This window comes from Brachybacterium sp. YJGR34, assembly GCF_003347015.1.
Classification (GTDB): Bacteria; Actinomycetota; Actinomycetes; order Actinomycetales; family Dermabacteraceae; genus Brachybacterium.
The window spans coordinates 181,858-204,035 of record NZ_PNFB01000002.1 but is presented as its reverse complement, the minus strand read 5'-3'; the positions used below and the strand labels follow the sequence as shown (position 1 = coordinate 204,035).

20 protein-coding genes and 4 tRNA genes are annotated in these 22,178 nt (G+C 71.7%); 9 read left to right on the top strand and 15 right to left on the bottom strand.

Going from position 1 to position 22,178, the window contains the following annotated elements; all coding sequences use genetic code 11:
• Nucleotides 1–45 precede the first annotated feature (45 nt).
• Nucleotides 46–732: a 1-acyl-sn-glycerol-3-phosphate acyltransferase gene (locus CXH06_RS02820; protein WP_114853636.1), complete on the top strand. Its 687-nt coding sequence runs from the start codon at nucleotides 46–48 to the stop codon at nucleotides 730–732.
• A 66-nt stretch (nucleotides 733–798) separates the two neighbouring features.
• A complete protein-coding gene (locus tag CXH06_RS02815; RefSeq protein ID WP_114853635.1) occupies nucleotides 799–1,182 on the top strand; it encodes a universal stress protein in 384 nt (127 codons plus the stop codon).
• Nucleotides 1,183–1,282: 100 nt separating this feature from the next.
• Here the strand turns inward: CXH06_RS02815 and CXH06_RS02810 are convergent, their stop codons facing one another.
• The 8 genes from CXH06_RS02810 to CXH06_RS02780 form a co-directional block, all read right to left on the bottom strand.
• Entirely contained in the window at nucleotides 1,283–2,773 is a 1,491-nt protein-coding gene (locus tag CXH06_RS02810; protein WP_114853634.1) for a catalase, read from the bottom strand.
• A 94-nt stretch (nucleotides 2,774–2,867) separates the two neighbouring features.
• The gene (locus tag CXH06_RS02805) at nucleotides 2,868–3,356 is read right to left on the bottom strand and encodes a Fur family transcriptional regulator (protein WP_114853633.1); all 489 of its coding nucleotides are present in this window, start codon (nucleotides 3,354–3,356) and stop codon (nucleotides 2,868–2,870) included.
• Between the two features lie 94 nt (nucleotides 3,357–3,450).
• Nucleotides 3,451–4,119, bottom strand: a complete 669-nt coding sequence (locus CXH06_RS02800; protein ID WP_157975568.1) for a hypothetical protein — start codon at nucleotides 4,117–4,119, stop codon at nucleotides 3,451–3,453.
• Nucleotides 4,120–4,616: 497 nt separating this feature from the next.
• Complete coding sequence (locus tag CXH06_RS18280; protein WP_157975567.1) at nucleotides 4,617–5,213, bottom strand: hypothetical protein; 597 nt, start codon at nucleotides 5,211–5,213, stop codon at nucleotides 4,617–4,619.
• A 255-nt stretch (nucleotides 5,214–5,468) separates the two neighbouring features.
• Nucleotides 5,469–5,541: transfer RNA gene (locus CXH06_RS02795), tRNA-Thr, on the bottom strand.
• 97 nt (nucleotides 5,542–5,638) lie between these two features.
• Complete coding sequence (locus CXH06_RS02790) at nucleotides 5,639–7,267, bottom strand: alpha/beta hydrolase (protein ID WP_114853631.1); 1,629 nt, start codon at nucleotides 7,265–7,267, stop codon at nucleotides 5,639–5,641.
• 94 nt (nucleotides 7,268–7,361) lie between these two features.
• Nucleotides 7,362–8,096: an ABC transporter permease gene (locus CXH06_RS02785; RefSeq protein ID WP_114853630.1), complete on the bottom strand. Its 735-nt coding sequence runs from the start codon at nucleotides 8,094–8,096 to the stop codon at nucleotides 7,362–7,364.
• 37 nt (nucleotides 8,097–8,133) lie between these two features.
• A complete protein-coding gene (locus CXH06_RS02780; protein WP_114853629.1) occupies nucleotides 8,134–9,132 on the bottom strand; it encodes an ABC transporter ATP-binding protein in 999 nt (332 codons plus the stop codon).
• Nucleotides 9,133–9,330: 198 nt separating this feature from the next.
• Between CXH06_RS02780 and CXH06_RS02775 the strand changes: the two genes are divergently transcribed.
• Nucleotides 9,331–10,464: a sensor histidine kinase gene (locus CXH06_RS02775; protein ID WP_232820169.1), complete on the top strand. Its 1,134-nt coding sequence runs from the start codon at nucleotides 9,331–9,333 to the stop codon at nucleotides 10,462–10,464.
• A complete protein-coding gene (locus tag CXH06_RS02770) occupies nucleotides 10,446–11,132 on the top strand; it encodes a response regulator transcription factor (protein ID WP_198683992.1) in 687 nt (228 codons plus the stop codon). Before CXH06_RS02775 ends, CXH06_RS02770 begins: the two co-directional genes overlap by 19 nt.
• Before the next feature lie 213 nt (nucleotides 11,133–11,345).
• Here CXH06_RS02770 and CXH06_RS02765 read toward each other — a convergent pair whose 3' ends face one another.
• Nucleotides 11,346–11,711, bottom strand: a complete 366-nt coding sequence (locus CXH06_RS02765) for a metallopeptidase family protein (protein WP_114853628.1) — start codon at nucleotides 11,709–11,711, stop codon at nucleotides 11,346–11,348.
• Between the two features lie 133 nt (nucleotides 11,712–11,844).
• On the opposite strand from CXH06_RS02765, the gene CXH06_RS02760 reads away from it, so the two are divergent.
• From CXH06_RS02760 to CXH06_RS02740, 5 genes are all read left to right on the top strand, one after another.
• Nucleotides 11,845–11,917: transfer RNA gene (locus CXH06_RS02760), tRNA-Glu, on the top strand.
• A 175-nt stretch (nucleotides 11,918–12,092) separates the two neighbouring features.
• Nucleotides 12,093–12,169: transfer RNA gene (locus tag CXH06_RS02755), tRNA-Asp, on the top strand.
• 131 nt (nucleotides 12,170–12,300) lie between these two features.
• Nucleotides 12,301–13,320, top strand: coding sequence for an NADP-dependent oxidoreductase (locus CXH06_RS02750; protein WP_114853627.1), 1,020 nt, complete (start codon nucleotides 12,301–12,303; stop codon nucleotides 13,318–13,320).
• Nucleotides 13,321–13,419: 99 nt separating this feature from the next.
• A tRNA-Phe gene (locus CXH06_RS02745) sits at nucleotides 13,420–13,495 on the top strand.
• Nucleotides 13,496–13,652: 157 nt separating this feature from the next.
• The gene (locus tag CXH06_RS02740) at nucleotides 13,653–15,335 is read left to right on the top strand and encodes a formate--tetrahydrofolate ligase (RefSeq protein ID WP_114853626.1); all 1,683 of its coding nucleotides are present in this window, start codon (nucleotides 13,653–13,655) and stop codon (nucleotides 15,333–15,335) included.
• A gap of 36 nt (nucleotides 15,336–15,371) precedes the next feature.
• Here CXH06_RS02740 and CXH06_RS02735 read toward each other — a convergent pair whose 3' ends face one another.
• From CXH06_RS02735 to CXH06_RS02710, 6 genes are read right to left on the bottom strand one after another with little or no spacing between them, the layout of a single operon-like run.
• The gene (locus CXH06_RS02735; protein WP_114853625.1) at nucleotides 15,372–15,956 is read right to left on the bottom strand and encodes a monovalent cation/H(+) antiporter subunit G; all 585 of its coding nucleotides are present in this window, start codon (nucleotides 15,954–15,956) and stop codon (nucleotides 15,372–15,374) included.
• The gene (locus tag CXH06_RS18275; RefSeq protein ID WP_157975565.1) at nucleotides 15,953–16,543 is read right to left on the bottom strand and encodes a monovalent cation/H+ antiporter complex subunit F; all 591 of its coding nucleotides are present in this window, start codon (nucleotides 16,541–16,543) and stop codon (nucleotides 15,953–15,955) included. The genes CXH06_RS02735 and CXH06_RS18275 overlap by 4 nt, the downstream gene beginning before the upstream one ends.
• Nucleotides 16,540–17,076, bottom strand: coding sequence for a Na+/H+ antiporter subunit E (locus CXH06_RS02725; protein ID WP_114853624.1), 537 nt, complete (start codon nucleotides 17,074–17,076; stop codon nucleotides 16,540–16,542). The genes CXH06_RS18275 and CXH06_RS02725 overlap by 4 nt, the downstream gene beginning before the upstream one ends.
• Complete coding sequence (locus CXH06_RS02720) at nucleotides 17,076–18,656, bottom strand: Na+/H+ antiporter subunit D (RefSeq protein WP_114853623.1); 1,581 nt, start codon at nucleotides 18,654–18,656, stop codon at nucleotides 17,076–17,078. The genes CXH06_RS02725 and CXH06_RS02720 overlap by 1 nt, the downstream gene beginning before the upstream one ends.
• A complete protein-coding gene (locus CXH06_RS02715) occupies nucleotides 18,653–19,240 on the bottom strand; it encodes a Na(+)/H(+) antiporter subunit C (RefSeq protein ID WP_114853622.1) in 588 nt (195 codons plus the stop codon). The genes CXH06_RS02720 and CXH06_RS02715 overlap by 4 nt, the downstream gene beginning before the upstream one ends.
• Nucleotides 19,230–22,157 carry a Na+/H+ antiporter subunit A gene (locus CXH06_RS02710; RefSeq protein ID WP_232820186.1) on the bottom strand — a complete coding sequence of 976 codons (2,928 nt, stop codon included), beginning with the start codon at nucleotides 22,155–22,157 and terminating at the stop codon, nucleotides 19,230–19,232. Before CXH06_RS02710 ends, CXH06_RS02715 begins: the two co-directional genes overlap by 11 nt.
• Nucleotides 22,158–22,178 lie beyond the last annotated feature (21 nt).

Genomic DNA, 22,178 nt, shown 5'->3' with positions numbered 1-22,178 from the left:
GCGGCGATATCGTGGAACGCATTCCCGGACCCCACAGGAGGACTCGTGACCAACCCCGGCTTCTACTTCGGCGTGCGCGACACCCTGCGCCCCCTCGTCACCGCTCTGTGGAGGCCGCGGGTCACGGGACTCGAGAACATCCCGCGCGAGGGCGGCTTCATCATCGCCGCGAACCACCTGGCGAACATCGACAGCTTCATGATCCCGCTGTACCTCCCCCGCATGATCCGCTTCGTCGCCAAGGACACGCTGTGGACCCAGAAGGGCCTCCGCGGCCGCGCGCTGCGCTGGTTCTTCGACGCCGTCGGCGCCGTGGCGGTGGACCGCGAGGCGCTCTCCTCCGGCAAGGGCGCCCTGCAGGCGGGGCTGGGCATCCTCCGCGACGGCTCCGGGTTCGCGATCTACCCCGAGGGCACCCGCTCCAAGGACGGCCTGCTCCATCCCGGCAAGCAGGGCGCGGCCTGGCTCGCCGTCGAGTCCGGCTGCCCCGTGATCCCCGTCGGCGTCAAGGGCACCCAGCACATGTTCTCCTCCCTGCTGCCCGACCGCGGCGCCATCACCCTGCGCATCGGCACGCCGATCATGCTGGAGGAGATCGACCCCACCGCCTCCAAGGGGGTGCGGCGGCGCCTGCTGAACGCCCGCGTCATGGACGAGATCCAGCACCTCTCCGGGCAGCGGCGCGCGGAGCCCGCCCGCGCGCGGGACACGGCAGCACCCGCGGACCAGTAGGATTCGGCACAGGCCGCGCGCCGCGAGGGCGGCGGTCGCCGCCCGGAGAGCACCACAGGAGAGCAGATGGCCGTCGTCGTCGGATTCATCCCCACCGAGGTGGGCTTCAAGGCGCTGGCCGCGGCGCGCGAGGAGGCCCAGCAGCGAGGGGGCCCGCTGATCGTGGTCAACGTGCTGCGCGACGGCATCACCGAGGACCCGCGCCATGCGAACGAGCAGCAGCTCGAGATCGCCCGCGACCAGCTGCGCGGCGCCGCGATGCGCGTCGAGTTCCGCCAGGAGCGCACCGAGGACGACATCGCCGACGTCCTGCTGCAGGTGGTCGAGGACGAGAAGGCGGAGCTGCTGGTGCTCGGCGTGCGCCGCCAGCAGGACCTGGCCCGCCACCTCCTGGGCCTGACGGTCCAGAAGCTCCTGCTCTCCGCCGACAGCGAGGTGCTCGTCGTCTGAGACGAGCGGGGCGCCGCCGCCGGCCGCCCCCTCGCCCGCCACCGCATGACGACGGCCCGCCCCCGGAGGGGACGGGCCGTCTCATCGTGCAGGGCGAGGATCAGGGACGCGGGTCCCCGCCGACCTGCTCATCGGCCGCCGCGGTGCCGAGGGCCGCCTCGATGCGCTCGCCGATGGACTGGTCGATGTTCTTCCAGTACTGCAGAGCCTTGGACAGGACCGGCTCCTGGACGGTGCTCAGAGCGCCGGAGACGGTCTCGACCAGATCGGTGCGCTGGGCGTCGTCGAAGACCTCGCGCACCAGGATGCCGGGCTGGACGAAGTCGCCGTCCTCCGCGTGCAGGGTGTACGCGGCGCGGACCAGCTCGCCGTCGGCCTCCCAGCCGTTGTCGACCGGGCCCTGCTCATCCTGGTAGGAGCGGCCGTAGGAGTTCGGCGCGTAGACCGGCGCGTCCCCGGAGTGCAGGAACTCCATGTGCCCCTCCTTGTCGTAGGAGTTGGTGGGCACGATCGGCTGGTTCACCGGCAGCTGGTTGAAGTTGGTGCCGATGCGGTGGCGCTGCGCGTCCGGGTAGGAGAAGACGCGGCCCAGCAGCATCTTGTCCGGGGAGACGCCCGTGCCGGGCACGGTGTTCGAGGGGCTGAAGGCCGCCTGCTCGATCTGCGCGAAGTGGTTCTTCGGGTTCTTGTTCAGCGTCATCGTGCCGACCTTGATCAGCGGGTAGTCCTTGTGGGACACCGTCTTGGTCAGGTCGAAGATGTTGAAGCGATAGGTCTTCGCGTCCTCATAGGGGATCACCTGGACGGACAGGGTCCAGCTCGGGTTCTCGCCGCGCGCGATGGCGTCGAAGAGATCGCGGCGGTGGTACTCGGCGTCCGAGCCCGCGATCTTCTCCGCCTCCTCGTTGCTGAGGTACTCCATGCCCTGGTCGGTGTGGAAGTGGTACTTGATCCAGAACTTCTCGCCGGTGGCGTTGACCCACAGGTAGGTGTGCGAGCCGTAGCCGTTCATGTGGCGCCAGGACTTGGGCAGGCCGCGCTGGCCCATGAGGTAGGTGACCTGGTGGGCGGACTCGGGCGAGTTGCTCCAGAAGTCCCACTGCATGGTGTTGTCACGCAGGGCGGAGTCCGGGGTGCGCTTCTGGGAGTGGATGAAGTCGGGGAACTTCATCGGGTCGCGCAGGAAGAAGATCGGCGTGTTGTTGCCGACGATGTCGTAGTTGCCCTGCTGGGTGTAGAACTTCAGCGCGAAGCCGCGCACGTCGCGCCAGGTGTCCGGCGAGCCGAGCTCACCGGCGACGGTGGAGAAGCGGGCCAGCATCGGGGTCTTGCGACCCTTCTGGAACAGATCGGCCTTGGTGTACTGCGAGACGTCCTCGGTCACCTCGAGCTCGCCGAAGGCGCCGGAGCCCTTGGCGTGGGGGCTGCGCTCCGGGACGCGCTCGCGGTCGAAGCGGGCGAGCTTCTCGACCAGGGCGACGTCGTGGAGCATGAGCGGGCCGTCGGGGCCGACGCTCAGGGAGTGCGCATCGGACTCGCGCGGTGCACCGGACTCGGTGGTGCTCGGGATCGACGGATCGAAGGGGGTCATTCCTACTCCTCGGTGGGGATGGTTTCTGACAGGTCGTGGTGAAACGTGGAGACAGATTTCCTGCGACCCTGCGGCCTCGGCGGAGCCGACGGCCTCAGGGGGATGTGGGGGCGCTGCGCGCCGTGGGAGGGGAGGACGCGGAGGGGGCCGATGCGGCGGGCTCCGCCGCGGCGCGGCAGTCGGCGCACAGGCCGCGGTAGACGACGTCGGCGACCTCGACCGTGAAGCCGTGGTCCTCGTGCGGGATCAGGCAGGGGGCGGCGCCGACGGCACAGGGAACGTCCTCGAGACGGCCGCACTCGCGGCAGACGAGGTGGTGGTGGTTGTCGTGGCGATGCATCTCGTACTGCATGCTGCGACCGCCCACGGAGACCCGGCGCAGCAGCTCGGCGTCGCACAGAGCGTTGAGCACGTCGTAGACGGCCTGGCGGGAGACGGTCCCCAGAGAGGCGCGGACGGCCTGGGAGATGGCCTCCGCATCGGCGTGCGGGTGGGCCTCGACCGCGGCCAGCGTCGCGAGCCGCGGTGCGGTCACGCGCAGTCCCGCGCCCCGGAGGGCTGCGGTGTGGTCCTCGGCCGTCATGGGACCCACCCTAGCGCGCTTTCTGGACAGTTTCAAAAGAACGGACGATCCGACCGCCGCCCTCCGGGCCGGCGCCCCGTCGGCCCGTACGGGGTCACTCCGCGGTGATCACCAGCTCGTGGAACCGCAGATCGTCGTTGTGGCCGTTCCCGGTGGGAGACGTGGTCGCCCCGGACGGAGGGATGCGGACGAACTGGTAGTAGTTGTGCACGCGGGTCTCCGTGGCGCAGTACCGGAAGCTGACGTCCCGCCGGGCGGGGATGCTCGGATCCCGGTTCACCTGGACCTGGGTGATGTTCGGCCAGTCGGAGTAGGTCTGCCCTCGCGATCCCATGGCGAAGCGGGCCGCGCCCTCGAAGTAGATCAGGCCGACGATCCCGTTGTTGTACTGCGAGTGAGGCAGCGCCGTGGTGATGGAGATCGAGGTGGAGAAGGTGTAGCAGCACCCGGCGGTCAGGGAGATCGGGATCTCGCGGTGGTACTGGAGGGAGGACCCCGTCGACTCCGAGATGCGGTTGTCGACGTAGATCTGCGTGGAGGTGGGCGTCACCGCGTTCGCCCCCTCGGCGAACGGTCGCGTGTTCGAGTTCGGCGCCTTCACCAGCGGCGCCGTCCCGTAGCTGCTGTTCGGCGCCTCACAGGTGCTGGAGACGGCGAAGGCCGGTGCGGCCACGCTGACCAGGGTCGCCGGCGCCGCCCAGGCGACTCCGGTCATGAGTCTGCGGCGGCCGACGGGGCGCTCGTCACGGGGGCTGGCGGTCATGGAGGATCTCTTTCCGGTGCCGATCCCGCTCCGGCGCACAGGGCACCGTGCACGGGGATCGGCGGGTTGCACAGGTCTGGGCATCATCTCGATCGGCGGCGGCTCGTCGCGTCCGCGAGACGCTCTCGGGACCGGACGACGACGCAGCAGTGTGCACGGGGCGATCGTTCCGCCGCAAAACCCCTCTCCACCGATCGGTCGGGGGCCGGCGCGGCCGGACGTCACCTCGTCGGAGGAGGGCGCGAGCAGCGCGCGGGGAGCGCGAACGCCCCGCTCTCCGGCACGGAGAACGGGGCGTTCGGTGGTCTGGCCTGCGGAGCCGCCTGCCGGAATCGAACCGGCGATCTGTTCAGCCCCGACACACAAGATGCGCACCTGCGGGCCAGTTCGCGGTCGCTCCAGGCCGATGTGCGTTGTGCAGCCACCTCGAAGGCCGATCACCGACGCAGAGAAGGCTGCTCGCCGCCACGCCCACGGCCGCTTCCGGACCCGTCCGCTCAGGTCGCCGGTGCGAGGTTCAGCGGGCCGCGCTGCAACGTGTACGTCTGACCGCCCAGCACGACGCGGCGACGAACGTAGACCGTCACCGGGTCGACACACGTCGAACCGGTGCGCACCGTCTGGAAGTGGGGGCGAGCTGCGTTGTACAGGCGCCTGTTCGCAGGATCGTAGGTCCAGGCCCCGGTGTAGTTCGACGTGTAGGCGTAGAAGCCGCTGATCGCTGGTGCGGACGTATCACGAACAGGAATGCTCCACGCGGTGCTGCCGCCGCTCACGCGAGTCCAGGTGCGATTGCCGAATGTCGTGGAGAAGTACACGGTCACACTGGCCGCCGTCGGAGACGGCGCGTTCGGGACACGCTCCATCCAGATACCGTGCGTCGGGTACGCACTGGTGCCGTTGATCGTGAGAGTCTGACTGGTCCCGCTACAGCTCGAGTTGAGCGAGATGGAACCGCCCAGCTGCGGTGCTGAGGCGGCGACGGCCGGGGCCGAGACGGCCGTGATCGCGATCGGTGCCGTCCACGCGGCCGTGGAAAGGAGCGCCCGTCGCGATGCCGCCCGTGGTCGCGGAGTGCCGGTACCGTCGTCCATTCCTGCTGTTCCCTCCTTGCCTCGAGGGCTGACTGTGCAAAGCGGCTTCCGACTGCCGCAGCGAGTAGAGCGACGCGCGCCCAGACTACTCGATCAGAACCTCCACCTGCCCGGTGCATCCGAAGGTCCGCTCCCCGTCGCAGGGGTAGCGGATTCACGGCGGATGGCCACCATGGCAGGAAGGGCAACCTGATGGGCATCTCCGGCATGAGGAAGGCCCGGCCTCCGCACTGGAGAACCGGGCCTGACCTGCGGAGCCGCCTGCCGGAATCGAACCGGCGACCTATTCATTACGAGTGAATCGCTCTACCGACTGAGCTAAGGCGGCGTCGTCGCCGGTCACCCGGCAGACCGGTTCACTCTAGAGGACCAGCGACGGCGAGCGCAAAGCGAGCGAGCGCGATCCCTGTCACTGTCCCGCCGGATCAGCAGGTGGGATCCCCCTCCGGGACCATGCCCTCGAGGAAGTAGGCGTCGACGATCTCCTCGATGCAGCCGCCGGAGCGACCGTAGGCGGTGTGCCCGTGGCCCTCGTAGGTCAGCAGCACGGCGTCGTCGAGCTGCACGGCGAGGTTCTGGGACCAGGCGTAGGGCGTGGCGGGATCGCCGGTGGTGCCGACGACGAGGATCGGCCCCGCGCCCTCGGCGGCGATCGGGGCGGGCTCGCGCACCGGCTGCTGGGGCCAGGTGGAGCAGCCGTCCCCGCCCATCATGGGACCGAAGGTCGGGTACTCCTCGGCCAGACGCTGCGCCTCCTGCTCGACCCACTCCTCGTCCGCGACCCCTGGATGGTCCAGGCAGTTCACGGCCGTGATCGCGTACGTGGCGTTGGTGCGGTAGGTGCCGTCGGCGCGGCGCTCGGAGGACTGGTCGGCGAGGGCCAGCAGCGCGGCGCCGTCCCCGTTCATGGCATCGGTCAGCGCCTCACGCCCCATCTGCCACAGCCCGTCCTCGTACAGCAGGATCATGAAGGCGCTGCGGGCGAGTGCGCCGGTCAGCGGTCGCTCGGGGTCGTCGGTCTCCACCGGTTGGGCGTCGACCGCGGAGAAGAAGGAGTCCAGCTGCTGCCTGGCCTCCTCGAGGTCGCCCTTGAACGGGCAGCCCTCGGCCGCGTCGAGGCAGTCCTGCAGGAAGGCCCCGGTGGCGTTCTCGAAGCCCTCGGTCTGCCCGGCCACGAGCTCGTTCATCGAGATCGTGGGATCCATGGCGCCGTCCAGCACCGTGCTGCCCACCCGGTCCGGGTAGAGCTCGGCGTAGCTCGCGCCGAGGTAGGTGCCGTAGGAGAAGCCGAGGTAGTCCAGCTGCTCGGTGCCCAGCGCCGCGCGCAGCACGTCCATGTCCCGCGCCGCGGACCAGGTGTCGAGGTAGGGCAGGAGGTCGCCGGAGTGCTCCTGGCAGGCCTCGGCGATGCGGGTGCCCCACTCCTCGGCGGCCGCCTCCGCCTCCTCGGTGCCCGGCTCGACCGTGAGCGCCAGGTACTCGTCGGTCTCCTCGTCGCTCAGGCACTCGATGCCCGCGGAGCGGTTGACCCCGCGCGGGTCGAAGCCGACCACGTCGTAGGACGAGCGCATCTGCGGGGAGAACACGTACTCCGCCGAGTCCAGGAAGTTCACGCCAGATCCGCCCGGCCCGCCGGGGTTGATGACCAGCGACCCGGTCCGCTCCCCGCTGGCACCGATCCTCCCGACCGCGATCTCGATGTCCCCGGCCGAGGGGTCGTTCCACACCAGCGGGACGGTCAGGCTCCCGCACTCGGCCCGCTCGGTGGTGAGGTCCTCGCACGGCCCCCACTCGATCTCCTGCTCGTAGTACGCGGAGTAGGCAGGATCGGTGGCCGGATCCGCCGGCAGGTCCTCGGCGGCCGAGCTGCCGATCTCCTCGAGCTCCGGGGACGTCGAGTCCCCGGAGGCCTGCTCCGGCGCACCGCCCCCGTCGCTCGCGCCGCCGTCGCCCGAGCTCTCCGGCTCCGTGCACCCGCCGAGCAGCAGGACCGCCGCGGCCGCCGCGGCGAGGAGGCGGGTCAGGGGACGGTGGGCGCTGGGGACGACTGTCATGCGGTGATCCTCGGGAGGTGGGAGGGTGCGCGGGCCGGACCACGCGGCACGGGGCCCGGCCATCCTAGGCCCGGGCGGGGCCCGGCGGGGTCCTTCACCCCACCTCACGGCGCTGCCAGCGCCAGATGCCCAGGGCCGCCGGCAGCAGCACGAGCAGCAGCAGCGGCAGCAGGTCCACGGCCTCGCCCCGCCCGTCGGCGACCGCCATGGCCGCGGTCTGCAGGTCCACCGCCGCCACGATGTTCGTGACCGTCTCGGACCCGAAGGCCATCGAGAGAGCCGCGGCGGTGGTGACGACGAAGGGGATGCCGATCGCGGCCACCAGCCCGATCACCGTGGACTGGGTCAGCAGGCCCATCGCCAGGGAGAACAGCAGGGTGGCGACCAGCACGGACAGCTGCGTGGTCATCACCGAGTCCATCGAGGAGAAGATCGCGCCGTCCCCGATCTGCTCGCCGCCGATCCAGGTGAACAGTGCCGCGGCGGCGTAGGCGACCACGACGGTCACGACGAACACCGCGGTGGCGGCGATGATCTTGGAGCTGAGCACCGCCATCCGGTCGGGGCGCTGCAGCAGGGTGTTCTGGAGGGAGCGGTCGGAGAACTCCCCGGCGGTGATGAGGATGGTGGTCAGCGGGATGATCAGCGACAGCGGCAGGGTGAGCATCGCGCCGGTGAGCTCGATGTCCGAGGTGCGCTCGGGAAACAGGGCCGGCTGCACCAGCCCCACGAGCGCGGCGGTGCCGACGAGCGCCAGCAGGGAGAGGGAGAGCAGGATCGCGGTGCCTCGGGTGTCGAGGAAGCCGCGCAGGTCGATGTCGGGTCGCATGGGATAGCTCCTGGGTCGGTGCGGTGTGCGGGGTCGGTCAGCGGATCGGGGCGGGGGCGGGCTGGTCCTGCGCCGCCTCCCCCGGGGCCGGGGCGGTGGCCTGGCCGGTGAGGGCGAAGAAGATCTCCTCGAGTCCGCTGCCCTCGGCCGCGCCGAGCGAGGTCAGGACGATCTGCTCGCGCAGGGCGAGCCGCCCCATGTCCTCGGGGGCCAGGCTCACCTCGATCTCTGTGGCCGAGCGGTGCTCGTAGGCCAGGCCGTGCCGATCCAGGGCCGCGCGCAGCGCCGCCGGGTCCAGCGCGGTCACCCGCGTCCCGCCCTCGGCGGACAGCTCCTCGAGGCTGCCCTCGCGGACCAGGCGCCCCTGGGAGATGACCACCAGGCGATCCACGGTCGCCTCGACCTCGCGCAGCTGATGGCTGGACAGCAGCACGGTGCCGCCGGCATCGGCGAAGGACCGCAGCAGGTGGCGCATCCATCGGATGCCCTCGGGGTCCAGCCCGTTGGCGGGCTCGTCGAGGACCAGCACCTCGGGGTCGCCCATCAGGGCCACCCCGATTCCCAGCCGCTGGCGCATCCCGTAGGAGTAGCCGCCCACGCGCTTGGAGCCCGCGTCCTGCAGGCCCACGGTCTCCAGCACCTCGTCGGCCCGGGAGTCCGGGGCGCCGAGGGTGCGCGCCGTCAGTCGCAGGATCTCCCGGCCCGTGCGCCCGCCCTGCAGGGCTCGGGCGTCGAGCATCACGCCGATGGTGCGTCCGGGGCGGTCGAGGCTGCGGAAGGGGACACCGCCCACGAGCGCCCGGCCCGCATCGGCCTGCGCGAGGCCGGTGAGGATCCGCAGGGTGGTGGACTTCCCGGCGCCGTTGGGGCCGAGGAAGCCGGTGATGGTTCCCGGCAGGCAGCGGAAGCTCAGGTCATCGACGGCGGCACGGGCGCCGTAGCGCTTGGTCAGGCCGTGCACCTCGAGGGCGGCGCCGCCGTCCGCGGCGACGGATGCGGCGGCGGGGGCGGCGGTGGGAGCAGTCGTGGAGTTCATGCCCCGAGCCTCCCGCGGAGCGGAGCCCGGCAGAAGCGACGGCGGGCCAGGCCCGCGACGACGAAGGTCGCATCGCGCCTCCCCCGCACGGCCGAGGAGATCGACCTCCGTCGGCCGCGGGGCCGACCTCCGGCGACGGGGGCGGCACCGCGGGCGGTCCGCAGCGCCGCGGTGTCGAGGCGCCAGTACAGTGACGGGGTGGACGAACTCGGGGCACCGCGACGGAAGGTCTGGCAGGACCTGCTCGTCCTCGCCGTCGTCGCGGCCGAGGCGGTCACCTCCGCGCTGCTGGCGGTCACGCAGGTGGAGCTGTGGCAGTCCCTGATCATGCTGGGCCTGGGCGCGCTGCTGCTGCTGCGCCACCGCCAGTGGTCGTGGCTGCTCCCGCTGGTGCTGGCGCTGAACGCGCTCTCCGGCTCCGCCGCGGTGCTGATCATCGCCACCTACTGCTTCGCGACCCGCAGCCACCACCGGCTGCGCACCCTGCTGGTCTCGCTGCTGGCCGTGGTCAGCGGCGCGATACCCACCTTGGTCGCGTTCTCCGGCACCTCGTCGCTGGGGATCATGGGGCTGGTCCTCACCGCGCTGATCGTCGCCGCCTCGGCCGCCACCGGGATGTACACCTCCACTCGCCGCATGCTGCTGGCCCAGCTGCAGCAGCGCGCCGAGCAGGCCGAGTCCGGGCGCGCGGCCGCGGAGGAGCAGGCGCGCCGCGCCGAGCGCACCCGCATCGCCCGCGAGATGCACGACATCGTCGCCCACAAGATCTCGCTGGTCGCCCTGCAGGCCGGCGCCCTCGAGGTGAATCCGGCCCTCGAGCGGGCGCAGGTCCAGCAGTCCGCGGGGCTGATCCGCGAGACCGCCACCACCGCCCTCTCGGAGCTGCGGGAGGTGCTCGGCGTGCTGCGCGGCGACGGCGACGAGGCCCCGCTGGCCCCGCAGCCCAGCTGGGAGGACGTGCGACGCCTGGTGACCACGTCGAAGGACGCCGGCATCACGGTGGACCTCTTCGACTTCATCGACGATCCGGTGCCCGACTCCCTGGCGCGCACCGCCTACCGGGTGGTGCAGGAGGGGCTGACGAACATCCACAAGCACGCCCTGCACACCCGGGCCCGGGTGGCGCTCATCGGCGAGCCAGGCACCGACCTGGTCATCGAGGTCAGTAATGTGCTCCCCAAGGGGTTCACCACGGATCTGCCCGGCGCCCGGATGGGCCTGTCCGGTATCGAGACGCGGGTGACGCATGCGGGCGGCACGATCACGTCCGGCCCCACCGATGACGGACGCTTCGAAGTGAGGGCGGTGATCCCGTGGCCGACGGCGACGTGACGCGCGTGGGACTGATCGACGACGACTCCCTGGTGCGCGCCGGGCTGGCGATGATCCTGGGAGCGGATCCCGGGATCGAGGTGGTGGGCCAGGGGGCCGACGGCGCGGAGGCCGTGCCGCTCGTGCACCGGCACCGCCCGGACGTGCTGCTGATGGACGTGCGCATGCCCACGCTCGACGGCATCGCCGCCACCCGCGCCGTCAGCGCCCTGCCCTCCCCGCCGAAGATCATCATGCTCACCACCTTCGACATGGACGAGTACGTGTTCCAGGCTCTCGAGGCCGGGGCCAGCGGGTTCCTGCTCAAGGACACCCCGCCGCAGGACCTCGCGCGCGCCGTGCACGTGGTCGCCGGCGGCGAGGCGATGCTCTCCCCCACCGTCACCCGGCGGATGCTCTCCCACTTCTCCGACGCGAACCCGGGGTCCCGTCAGGATCGCCACCCGGGGCTCGACGATCTCACCGAGCGCGAGACCGAGGTGCTCGGCGCGGTGGGCGCGGGTCTGTCCAACGCCCAGATCGGGATGCGGCTGTTCATGTCCGAGGCCACCGTGAAGGCGCACGTCTCGAAGATCTTCGCGAAGCTGGACTGCACCAACCGCGTGCAGATCGCGATCATCGCCCACGAGGCGGGCCTCTCCGACCTCGACGTCGACCCCGGCGCCTGAAGGACACGGGCCCTCCGCACTGAGCCCCCTGACCATGGTCGGAGAAGGTCCCCTCCACAGAGGGCCTCTTCCGGCCCGACTCGCCATGGCCACCCGCCGACGTCCCGCCATCGGGTCGCGGTCGGAGAAGGTCCCCTCACCCGGAGCCGTGCTCCGACCCGAGCTGCCGGCCACACCACCCCTCGGCGGCGGGATCCCTGACAGGCGGGAGAGTCACTCCCAGCCGAGGTCGTGCAGGCGCGCGTCGCTGATGCCGAAGAGATGGCCGATCTCGTGCAGCACGGTGACCGCGATCTGGTCCACCAGGTGCTCGCGGGAGGTGGCGATGCGCTGGAGCGGGCCGCGGAAGACGAAGATCCGGTCCGGCTGCGCGTAGCCGTCGAAGACGCTGCGCTGATCCAGCGGGATCCCCTCGTACAGGCCCAGCAGCTCGGTGCCGCGCGCCTGCTCCCGCGACGGCTCGTCCTCGATGAGGATGGCCACGTTGGCCTCCGCGATGGAGCGGGCGACCTCGTCGGGCAGCGAGTCCAGGGCGTCGTCGACGGCTTCCTCGAACTCCTCGCGGGTGATCCGGATCATGACTCCATCGAACCATGCCTGTCCAGCGCCCCGCGGGCGGCGCGGTGGTGTCGGATGCGCCGCATCGCCGCGGAATCGGGAGGACGCCGGAGGCGCGGGATGGGTATGCTTCCGTCGGGCAGTTCCTGCCCGGGCCCCCATCGTCCAGCGGCCCAGGACACCGGCCTTTCACGCCGGCGACACGGGTTCGAATCCCGTTGGGGGTACGCGACGCGGCGGCATGGCGACATGCCGCCGGGAGCGCACCGCACGACGGCGGAGGGAGACCCCCGCCGAGGCGGACCGCGATGCGAGGCGGCTCACAGCCGAAATGGTCGAGAGCCCCTCCGAGCATCCGGTAGAGTTATCCAGGTCGAAGCGCGAGAGCGGTGAGACGAGAATGGCCCTGTAGCTCAGTTGGTTAGAGTGCCGCCCTGTCACGGCGGAGGTCGCCGGTTCAAGCCCGGTCAGGGTCGCCAGTGGACGAAGGCCCCGGAACGATGTTCCGGGGCCTTCGTCGTCCCCGGGGCCGCCCGCGAGGTGTCCCGTGCGCCATGGCGACGCACATCACCCCACCCCGCGCCCCAGGGGTCGGGTCTACGCTCGGAGCATGTCTTCTCCGACCAACCACCGCATCCGCCTCGCCGCCCGCCCCCACGGCGAGCCCGTCGCGACCGACTTCCAGCACGACGAGGTCCCCGTCCCCTCCCCCGGCGCGGGCGAGGTCCTGCTGCGCACGCTCTACATCTCCCTGGACCCGTACGTGCGCGGCCGCATGAGCGACGCCCGCTCCTACGCCGCCCCGATGGAGATCGGGGACGTGATCGTCGGCGCGACCGTCTCCGAGGTCGTCGAGTCCGGGGCCGACGGCTTCGCCCCCGGGCAGGTGGTGCTCTCCTACGGCGGCTGGCAGGAGTACAGCGTCGAGCCCGCGGAGCGTCTGCGCCGCCTGGACCCGTCGGTGGCTCCGGTGACCACCGCCCTGGGCGTCCTCGGCATGCCCGGGTTCACGGCCTACGCCGGCCTGCTCGCGATCGGCGCCCCGCAGCCCGGGGAGACGGTCGCGGTCGCGGCCGCCACCGGCCCCGTCGGCTCCGCCGTCGGCCAGATCGCGAAGCTCCAGGGCGCCCGCGCCGTCGGCATCGCCGGCGGCGAGCGCAAGATCGAGCGCCTGCGCGCCCTCGGCTTCGACGAGGCCCTGGACCATCGCGAGGCCGATCTTCCCGCGCGCCTCGCGGCCGCGGCGCCCGACGGCATCGACGTCTACTTCGAGAACGTGGGCGGGGCGGTGTGGGACGCCGTGCTGCCGCAGCTGAACGAGTTCGCCCGCGTGCCCGTGTGCGGGCTCGCCGCCAACTACAACGCGACCTCCCTGCCCGAGGGCCCCGATCGCAGCGGGCAGCTGATGGGCGCGGTGCTGTCCAGGAGCCTCACCCTGCGCGGCTTCATCCAGCGCGAGTTCGTCCCCTCGATGTTCCCCGACTTCCTGCGCGACATGACCGCCTGGGTGGCCGAGGGGAAGGTCCGCTACACCGAGGACATCACCGACGGCCTGGACCGCGCCCCCGAGGCCTTCGTGGGCATGCTCAAGGGCGCGAACCTCGGCAAGGCCATCATCCGCGTCGCCTGAGCACGCCGGAGTGCGTGGCATGCCTCTCACCCGCCGACCCCGTTTGGGTCCTGACGCCCCTGCCTGCTAGCCTTGTCGTCGGTCGCCCCGTGCGACCACGGCTCTGTAGCTCAGTTGGTAGAGCGTTCGACTGAAAATCGAAAGGTCACCGGATCGACGCCGGTCGGAGCCACCACCCGCGAAGCCCCCTGGTCCGCCAGGGGGCTTCGTCGTTCCCGCGGCCTCCCGCCACGCGGTTCGGGCCCCAGGAGGGCGGCGGCGATCGTAGGCTGGCGCCAGGACCGGACGACGACGTGCCGGCCCCCGGTGCCCCGACCCCCTGGAGGTCCACGATGCCTGCGACGACTCCCGACAATCCCGACCTCGCGATCGCCCAGGCGGCGACCCTGCAGCCGATCACCGAGATCGCCGCGAGGGCCGGGGTCCCCGCCGAGGCCCTCGTCCCCTACGGCGCCTACAAGGCCAAGGTGGACGTGCGGAGGATGACGCCGACGGGGACCACGGGGAAGCTCGTGCTGGTCTCGGCCATGTCCCCCACCCCGGCCGGCGAGGGCAAGTCGACCACCACCGTCGGCCTCGCCGACGCCTTCTCCCTCCAGGGCCATCGGACGATGGTCGCGCTGCGCGAGCCGGCGCTCGGTCCGATCATGGGCATCAAGGGCGGCGCCACCGGCGGCGGCTACTCCCAGGTGGTGCCGATGGAGGACATCAACCTGCATTTCACCGGTGACTTCCACGCCATCCAGATCGCGAACAACACCCTCGCCGCGCTCGTGGACAACCACCTCCAGCAGGGGAACGCGCTGGACATCGATCCCCGGCGCATCCAGTGGAAGCGCGTGGTCGACGTCAACGACCGGGCGCTCCGCTCGATCGTGGTCGGCCTCGGCGGGCCCGGCCAGGGGGTGCCGCGGGAGGACGGCTTCGACATCGTCGTCGCCTCCGAGATCATGGCCGTGCTCTGCCTGGCCTCCGATCTCGCGGACCTCGAGGCGCGGCTGCGCCGCATCGTGGTGGGCTTCACCCGCGGTCGCGAGCCCGTCACCGTCGAGGGCCTCGGCGTCGCCGGCGCCCTGACCATGCTGCTCAAGGACGCCCTGCTGCCCAACCTGGTCCAGACGCTCGGCGGCACGCCGGCGCTCGTGCACGGCGGGCCCTTCGCCAACATCGCCCACGGCTGCAACTCGCTGGCCGCGACCTCCCTCGCGCTGTCGCTCGCGGAGATCACGGTCACCGAGGCCGGGTTCGGCTCCGATCTCGGTGCGGAGAAGTTCCTGGACATCAAGTCCCGCCTGGGCGGCCTCTCCCCCGACGCCGCCGTGGTGGTCGCGACCGTGCGCGCGCTGAAGATGCACGGTGGGGTGGCCAAGGACGACCTCGCCGCCGAGGACGTCGAGGCGGCGCTCTCGGGCACCGCGAACCTGGCCCGGCACGCGCAGAACATCCGGAAGTTCGGCCTCGAGCCGGTCATCGCCCTGAACCGCTTCCCCACCGACACCGAGGCGGAGCTGGACGCGGTGCTGGACTGGGCCCGCGCGCAGGGCTTCCGCGCCGCGCTCTCCGAGGTCTGGGCCCACGGCGGCGAGGGCGGGATCGCGGTGGCCGAGCAGGTGCTCGCGGCCATCGAGGAGGACCGGCCCGCCTTCCGTCCCCTCTACGATCCCGAGCGCGGGACCGAGGAGTCGCTGCGCACCCTGGCCCGCGAGATCTACGGGGCCGACGACGTGGTGCTCGAGGACCGTGCGCCCGCGCAGCTGCGGATGCTGCGGCGCCACGGCTGGGACACCCTGCCCGTGTGCGTCGCCAAGACCCAGTACTCCTTCTCCGACGACCCCTCCCTGCTGGGTGCGCCCAGCGGGCACCTGCTGCACGTGCGCGACCTGGTGCCGAAGATCGGGGCCGGCTTCGTGGTCGCGCTGACCGGCACCATCATGACGATGCCGGGCCTGCCGCGCGAGCCCGCCGCGCTGCGGATGGGGGTCACGGGGGACGGGGAGTCCGTCGGACTGTTCTGACGGTCCGCGGGACCCGGCCGCCTCCGGCCGGTCCGCTCAGCGCGGGTCGCGCTCGGCGACCTCCTCGGCCTCGAGCTCGGTCTCGTCCTCGAGGTCGATGTCGATGGTGTCCTCGCCGTCGTCGAGGGCGCCCTCCTCGGGCTCGCTCCAGTTGCGATCGATGACCGGGGCGCCGGGATCGGTGACCACGTTCTCGGGGAAGCGCTCGGTGCCGCCGGCGTCCATCCCCGCGTGGTCGTCGCCGTCCTCGTCGATGAAGCCGTCCTCGTCGTCATCGTCGTCGGTGGGCTCGGCGAGGCGGGGGCTGAGCTCGTCGATCGCGTAGTCGCCGCCGCGCACGAAGCCGCGCCGGAAGGCGGCGCGGCCCACCATCACGCTGGAGACCGGCACGGTGAGCATCTGCGCGAGCAGCACCACAAGCAGGAAGGCGGCCAGCGACCAGGAGCCCGCCGCCAGGCTGGCCCCGGAGAAGACCAGGATCAGGCCCAGCACCTGCGGCTTCGAGGCCGCGTGGGTGCGCATCAGCACGCCGTCGAAGCGGTTCAGCCCGATCGCCGCGAGCACGGCCAGCAGCACGCCGCCGCCGATCAGCACGGAGGCGATGATCTCGGTGACGGTCATCGCTGCTCCTCCCTCCCCGGTCCGGGGCGCGGATCCTCCGGCGCCTCCTCGGCGTCCGCGTCCGGCCAGGCGGCGCCCTGGTCAGGCCAGGCGGTGTCTTCGTCGGGCCAGGCCCCGGTCCCGTCGACCGGCGGGGCACCGGTCACGTCCGCGACCCGATTGGCCGGCTCCGCGGCCTCGTCCCCGCCCCGGGGCTCCGCATCAGCAGGCTCTTCGGAGCGGCGCACCACCGGTGCGGTGGCCGGGCCGGCGTGGATCGCCTCGTGGGGGCCGGTGTCGGTCTGCGGCTCGCGGGGATGCGGCGCGCCGATCCCCCGCCGCGGGTCCTCCCGCCCCACGAAGCGCGCGAAGGTGACGGTGCCGATGAACGCCAGTCCCGTCAGGCCCAGCATCGCGGGCCCCGCCCACGCCGCCCCGGCGTGCGCCGAGTACAGGGCCATGCCCATGACCACCAGGGTGACCAGGGCGTCGCTCGAGAGAGCACGGTCCAGGATGGTGGGGCCCACGATCATGCGGTAGACCACCGCCACCGCCGCGAGGGCGAGGACCCCGCCGTAGATCAGCAGGACGAGCTCGAAGGCGCTCATCGCAGACCCGCCTCCTCGAGCACGGAGCGTCGGCCCACGGCCAGCAGCAGCCGCCGCTCCTGGGCGAGCACGCTGGCGCGGGAGGCCTCGACCTCCTCCGGGGTGCCGGCGTTGAAGGTGTGCAGGAACAGCATCCCGGTGGAGCGCTGCGCCTCGACCACCACCGAGCCGGGGATCAGCGTGCACAGCACGCCGGTGAAGGTGAGGAAGAAGTCCGAGCGGGAGGCCATCGTCACCGCGATCACCGAGCTGGGCGGCTGCGGGCCGGGACGGATCGCGAAGTAGCCCACCTGGACCGCGGAGACCACCACGTCAACGAGGAACCGCAGCACGAACAGGGCGAGGCGCAGCGGACGCAGCGTGAGCTCGCGGCCCGTGGGCGGCATCGGGAAGAGCAGGAAGACCACGAGCGCGGCGAGCACGCCGCCCAGCAGGTTCTTCAGGTCCACCCCGCCCCAGAACAGGCACCACAGGGCCACCGCGATGAGGATCCACAGCCACGAGTGCCGCAGATCGCTGAGCCGCTTGAGCATCACTCCTGCACCTCCTGCCCGTTCCCGTCGATCTTCGTGCCCTGGTCGTCGATCCGGTAGCGCAGCTCCCCGGCCGCCTCGTCGCCCAGCACCGCGCCCACGTACGGCGTGCGCTCGAGGACCGAGCTCGCGGCCTTGTCCGCGTAGTCCATCAGCGGCCCCGCCAGGACGGTGAGCAGCAGCGAGAAGGCGATCATCCCGGCGGTCGCGGCCGTCATCGCCCTCGGCGTGGGGACGTCACGGGCGATGATCTCCTCGCTGGGCTCCTGCCAGAAGGCGCGGTTCCAGATCTTCGCGATCGCGTACAGGGTCAGCAGGCTCGTGACCACGCTGGCCGCGATGAGCAGCCAGCCGGAGGTGCGGTCGTAGGAGATGCCCGCCTCGATCAGCCCCACCTTCCCGATGAAGCCGGAGAACGGGGGGATGCCGGCGAGGTTCATGGCGGGGATGAAGAAGAGGATCGCGATGACCGGGGCGAGCTTCTGCAGCCCGCCGAGCTTGATGAGATTGGTGGTGCCGCCGCGATGCTCGATGAGTCCCGCACCGAGGAACAGCGTGGCCTGCACGGTGATGTGGTGGGCGACGTAGTAGATGGCGGCGGCCATGCCCATCTGCGTGGACATGCCGATCCCGAACAGCATGTAGCCCATGTGGGAGACCAGCGTGAAGGACAGCACACGTTTGAGGTCCGTCTGCGCCACGGCGCCGAGGATCCCGATCACCAGGCTCAGCGCGGCGGCGGCCAGCAGCAGGTTCGAGGTCTGCGAGGCCGGGAACAGCAGGGTCTCCAGGCGCAGGATCGCGTAGATGCCCACCTTGGTCAGCAGGCCCGCGAACACGGCCGTCACCGGGGCCGGGGCCGTCGGGTAGGAGTCCGGCAGCCACGCGCTGAGCGGGAAGATCGCAGCCTTGATCGCGAAGGCGACCAGCAGCATCAGCTCCAGCATCATGCGGGTGCCGGGTTCGATCGCATCCAGCCGGACCGCGAGCTCCGCCAGGTTCACGGTGCCGGTGGCGGTGTACACCGCGGCGACCGCCGCCAGGAAGATCACCGAGCTCAGCAGGGACACGATCACGTAGGTGGTCGCGGCCCGGATGCGGCTCGCGGAGCCGCCCAGGGTCAGCAGCACGTAGCTCGCCGCCAGCAGCACCTCGAAGCCCACGTAGAGGTTGAACAGGTCCCCGGCGAGGAAGGCCATCGACACCCCGGCCACGAGCGCCAGATAGGTGGGGTGGTAGATCGCCACGGGGGTGCGCTCGACGTTCTCGCTGACGGTCTGCGCGCTGGAGTACAGCAGCACCGCGAGGGTGACGAAGCTCGACACCAGCAGCATCAGCGCGGTGAGCCGGTCCGCGACCAGCACGATGCCCAGCTGCGGCGTCCAGTTCCCGATCTGCAGCACCAGCACCCCGGCCTGGGTCACGTAGTAGCCCAGCACCAGCGCGACGGAGAAGATCGCCACCAGCGTGAGGATCGCGAGCCACATCTGCACCCGCGCATGGTGGCGCAGCAGCAGGGTGACGGCGGCGCCGCCCAGCGGCAGCATCACCGGCAGGGCGAGGAGGAGTTCGATGCTCATGTCTCCTCCCTGCGGTGGGTGCGCTCGCGGCGGGTCGGGGCCGCGGTCTCTCCCTCGTCGGCCTCGGTGGCGTCCTGCGGGACGTCCTCCGCGCTCGTCAGGTCCGAGCCCAGGGGGTCCTCGCCCTCGGGCGCCAGGAAGCCCTGGGACTGCGCGAGCGCGCCGCGGCGGGACTCCTCGGACAGCGCCTGGGACCAGGGCAGACGAGCGGCGTCCTCGGCCCGGCGCCGCCGGCGGCGCAGCACCCGGCGGTCCTCGACGTCGTCGGGGACCTCGTCGTGGCCGAACAGCTGCCAGGCGCGGTAGGACAGCGCCATGCCGAAGGCGGTGATGCCCAGACTGATCACGATCGCGGTGAGGACCATCGCGAAGGGCAGCGGGTCGGTCATCTCCTCCGGGTCCGCGGACCCCTCGAAGGGCGGCAGGCCGGGCCGTCCCGCCGAGACCACGAACAGCAGGTTCACACCGTTGCCCAGCAGCACGAAGCCCAGGATGATGCGGGTCAGGGTGCGCTCGAGCACGAGGTACACGCCGCAGGCGATGAGGATCCCCGCGGTCAGGAGCAGGGCGAGGCTAACGGGCATCGGTCTCGGCCTCCTGCTGCAGGTCGATCTGGGCGCCCAGGGAGCGCAGGAAGTCCAGGAGCACGCCCACCACCACCAGGTACACCCCGGTGTCGAAGAGCAAAGCGCTGGGGAAATGCAGCTCACCCAGCAGCGGCACCTCGACCACAGGCGTGACCTGCGAGAAGACGGACCCGCCGAAGAACACGGGCAGCACCCCTGAGGCCACGGCGACGATCAGCCCCGCGCCGAGCACGAAACCCGCCTGGACCGGCGCCGCCTCGGTGAGCTCGTAGCGGCCCCCGGCGAGATAGCGCAGCGCGAGCGCGAGCCCGGCCACGAGGCCCCCGGCGAAGCCTCCGCCGGGCAGGTTGTGCCCGGCCATCAGGAGGTACAGCGAGAACATCATCATCATCATCGGGAAGGCGATGCGGGTGATGACCTCGAGGATGACCATGCGGCGCTCGGGCGCCAGCGTCAGTCCCGCGGAGAGCCAGGTGCGCCAGCGGTTGCCGCCGGCGACGTCGTCCGGGCGGGAGTCGAAGTCGAGCGCGTTGCGGGGCAGGTCGGCATCGGAGCGGCGGCGCCAGATCGCCGTGCGCGGCTCGAGGTCGCGCACCCGCGCGATGGGACGCTCGCGCCGGGTGACGAAGACCAGGGAGGCCACGCCGGTGGCCACCACCAGCAGCACCGAGATCTCCCCCATGGTGTCCCAGACGCGGTTGTCCACGAGCGCCACGTTGACCACGTTGTGGCCGCCGCCGATCTCGTAGGCCGGTTCGATGAGCTCCGGACCCAGCGCGGCCTGGGAGCGGGCGTCCGCGGCGTAGAGCGCGGCGCCGCACAGCACCACCGCGGTGGTGATCGCGATCGCCCATCGGCCCCAGGCGCCGATCCGCAAGGGCCGACGGGAGAAGTGCGTGGGCAGGCGCCGCAGCACGAGCACCAGCACCACCGTCATGGCGGTCTCGACGAGCACCTGGGTCAGGGCCACGTCCGGGGAGCCCGCGACGAGGAACAGCAGCGCCACCCCGTACCCGGTGACGGTGATGAGGAAGACGGCGCGCAGGCGGCGGCGGGAGCGGGCGGCGCCGAGGGCGGCGAGCGCCGCGACCGGCAGCACGATCAGCTCCACCGGGTGCTGGAAGAGCACGAGGTTGTCGGGCAGCGGCGAGCGCGTGACCGCCACCGGGGCGACCAGTGCGATGAGCACCACCAGCATCGTGCCCAGCGTGTAGGGCAGGGAGCCGCGCTGGAACAGCGGGGTGACCGCCACGGCCAGCGCGTCCACGCCGCGCAGGATCCAGCGGAAGCCGCGCTCGGCGTCGAAGGCGTCCAGCACGGGGCGCTCGGCCCAGCGCTGCGGGGACAGGCGCTTCTGCAGCCGCGCGAACGGCCGTGCGAACACGCACAGCACCGCACCGAGCCCGAGGGTCACGGCGGAGGCGAGCAGCGGCACGCCCAGATGCGGGATCACGGCCAGGTGCACGTCCTCACCCGTCGGCGGCAGCACCGAGGCGCTCGCCCGCAGCACCTCCTCCAGCGGCGCCGCGAGGGCGACCAGCACCACCGAGAAGACCGCGACCACGGCCGGCGGCAGCCAGAAGAGCACGGGGATCCGCGGGGCCCGGACCCGCGGCGCGCCGGGGGCCGGCCCGAAGGCGCCGGCCACGAAGCGCCACGAGTACGCGACGGTGAGGACCGACCCCGCGACCAGGGCGAGCAGCAGCAGACGCTGCCACCCCCCGCCGTACCACAGGGCGGTGTAGATCGACTCCTTGGCGACGAAGCCCAGCAGCGGCGGCACCGCGGCCATGGAGGCGGCCGACAGCGTGCCGATCACCGCGACCACCGGCGCGACCCTCCCCACCCCGGAGAGCATGCGCAGGTCACGGGTGCCGAACTTCTTGTCGATGATGCCCACCACCATGAACAGCGGGGCCTTGAAGACGGCATGGGCGATGAGCATCGCGAGCCCGGCCAGGACGGCGTCCTGGGTGGCGAGCCCGGCGACCGCCGCGAGGAAGCCCAGCTGGGAGACGGTGCCGTAGGCGAGCAGCAGCTTGATGTCCGTCTGCCGCAGCGCGCGCCATCCCCCCACCAGCATGGTCACCGCGCCGAGGCTCACCAGCACCGCCGTCACCACCTCGAGGTGCGTGAGGGCCGGCGCCATCCGCAGGATCAGGTAGACGCCCGCCTTGACCATCGCGGCGGCATGCAGGTACGCGGAGACCGGCGTGGGCGCGGCCATCGCCCCGGGGAGCCAGAAGTGCGTGGGGACCAGCGCGGACTTCGATGTGGCGCCCGCGAGGATCAGGAGCATCGCGACGATCAGGAAGGCGCCGGCATCGGCCCACATCGGGTCGGCGACGATCACGGACAGCCGCATGGACCCGGCCGCCCCCGCGACCATCAGCAGGCCCACGAGCATCGCCAGGCCGCCGGCCGTCGTGGAGATCAGGGCGTTCAGCGCCGCACGGCGCGAGGCCTGCTTGTCCTGGTAGTGGCCGATCAGCAGGTAGGAGAAGACGGTGGTCAGCTCCCAGAAGGTGTAGAGCACCATGACGTCGTCGGCGAGGACGAGGCCCACCATCGCCCCGGCGAAGGCCGTCAGCACACCGGCGAAGCGGCCCAGCCCCGGCTCGGTGTCCTTGAAGTAGCGCGCGCAGTACAGCAGCACGATCGCACCGATGCCGGTGGCGATCAGGGCCAGCACCCAGCTCAGCGGGTCCAGACGGAAGGCGAGGTCGATCCCGAAGGCGGGGATCCAGGGGAGGGCGACCTCCCGCGGCGCCTCGGCCAGGGCGAGGGGATCGATCGTGGCCAGCCAGATCGCGGAGACCGCGGGCACCGCCGCGAGCAGGAAGAAGGCGTTGCGCCCCATCAGCCGCACCAGGACGGGCCCGAGGAGGGCCGCCACCAGATGGGCGAGGAGCATCAGGTACACGCAGTCTCCGTC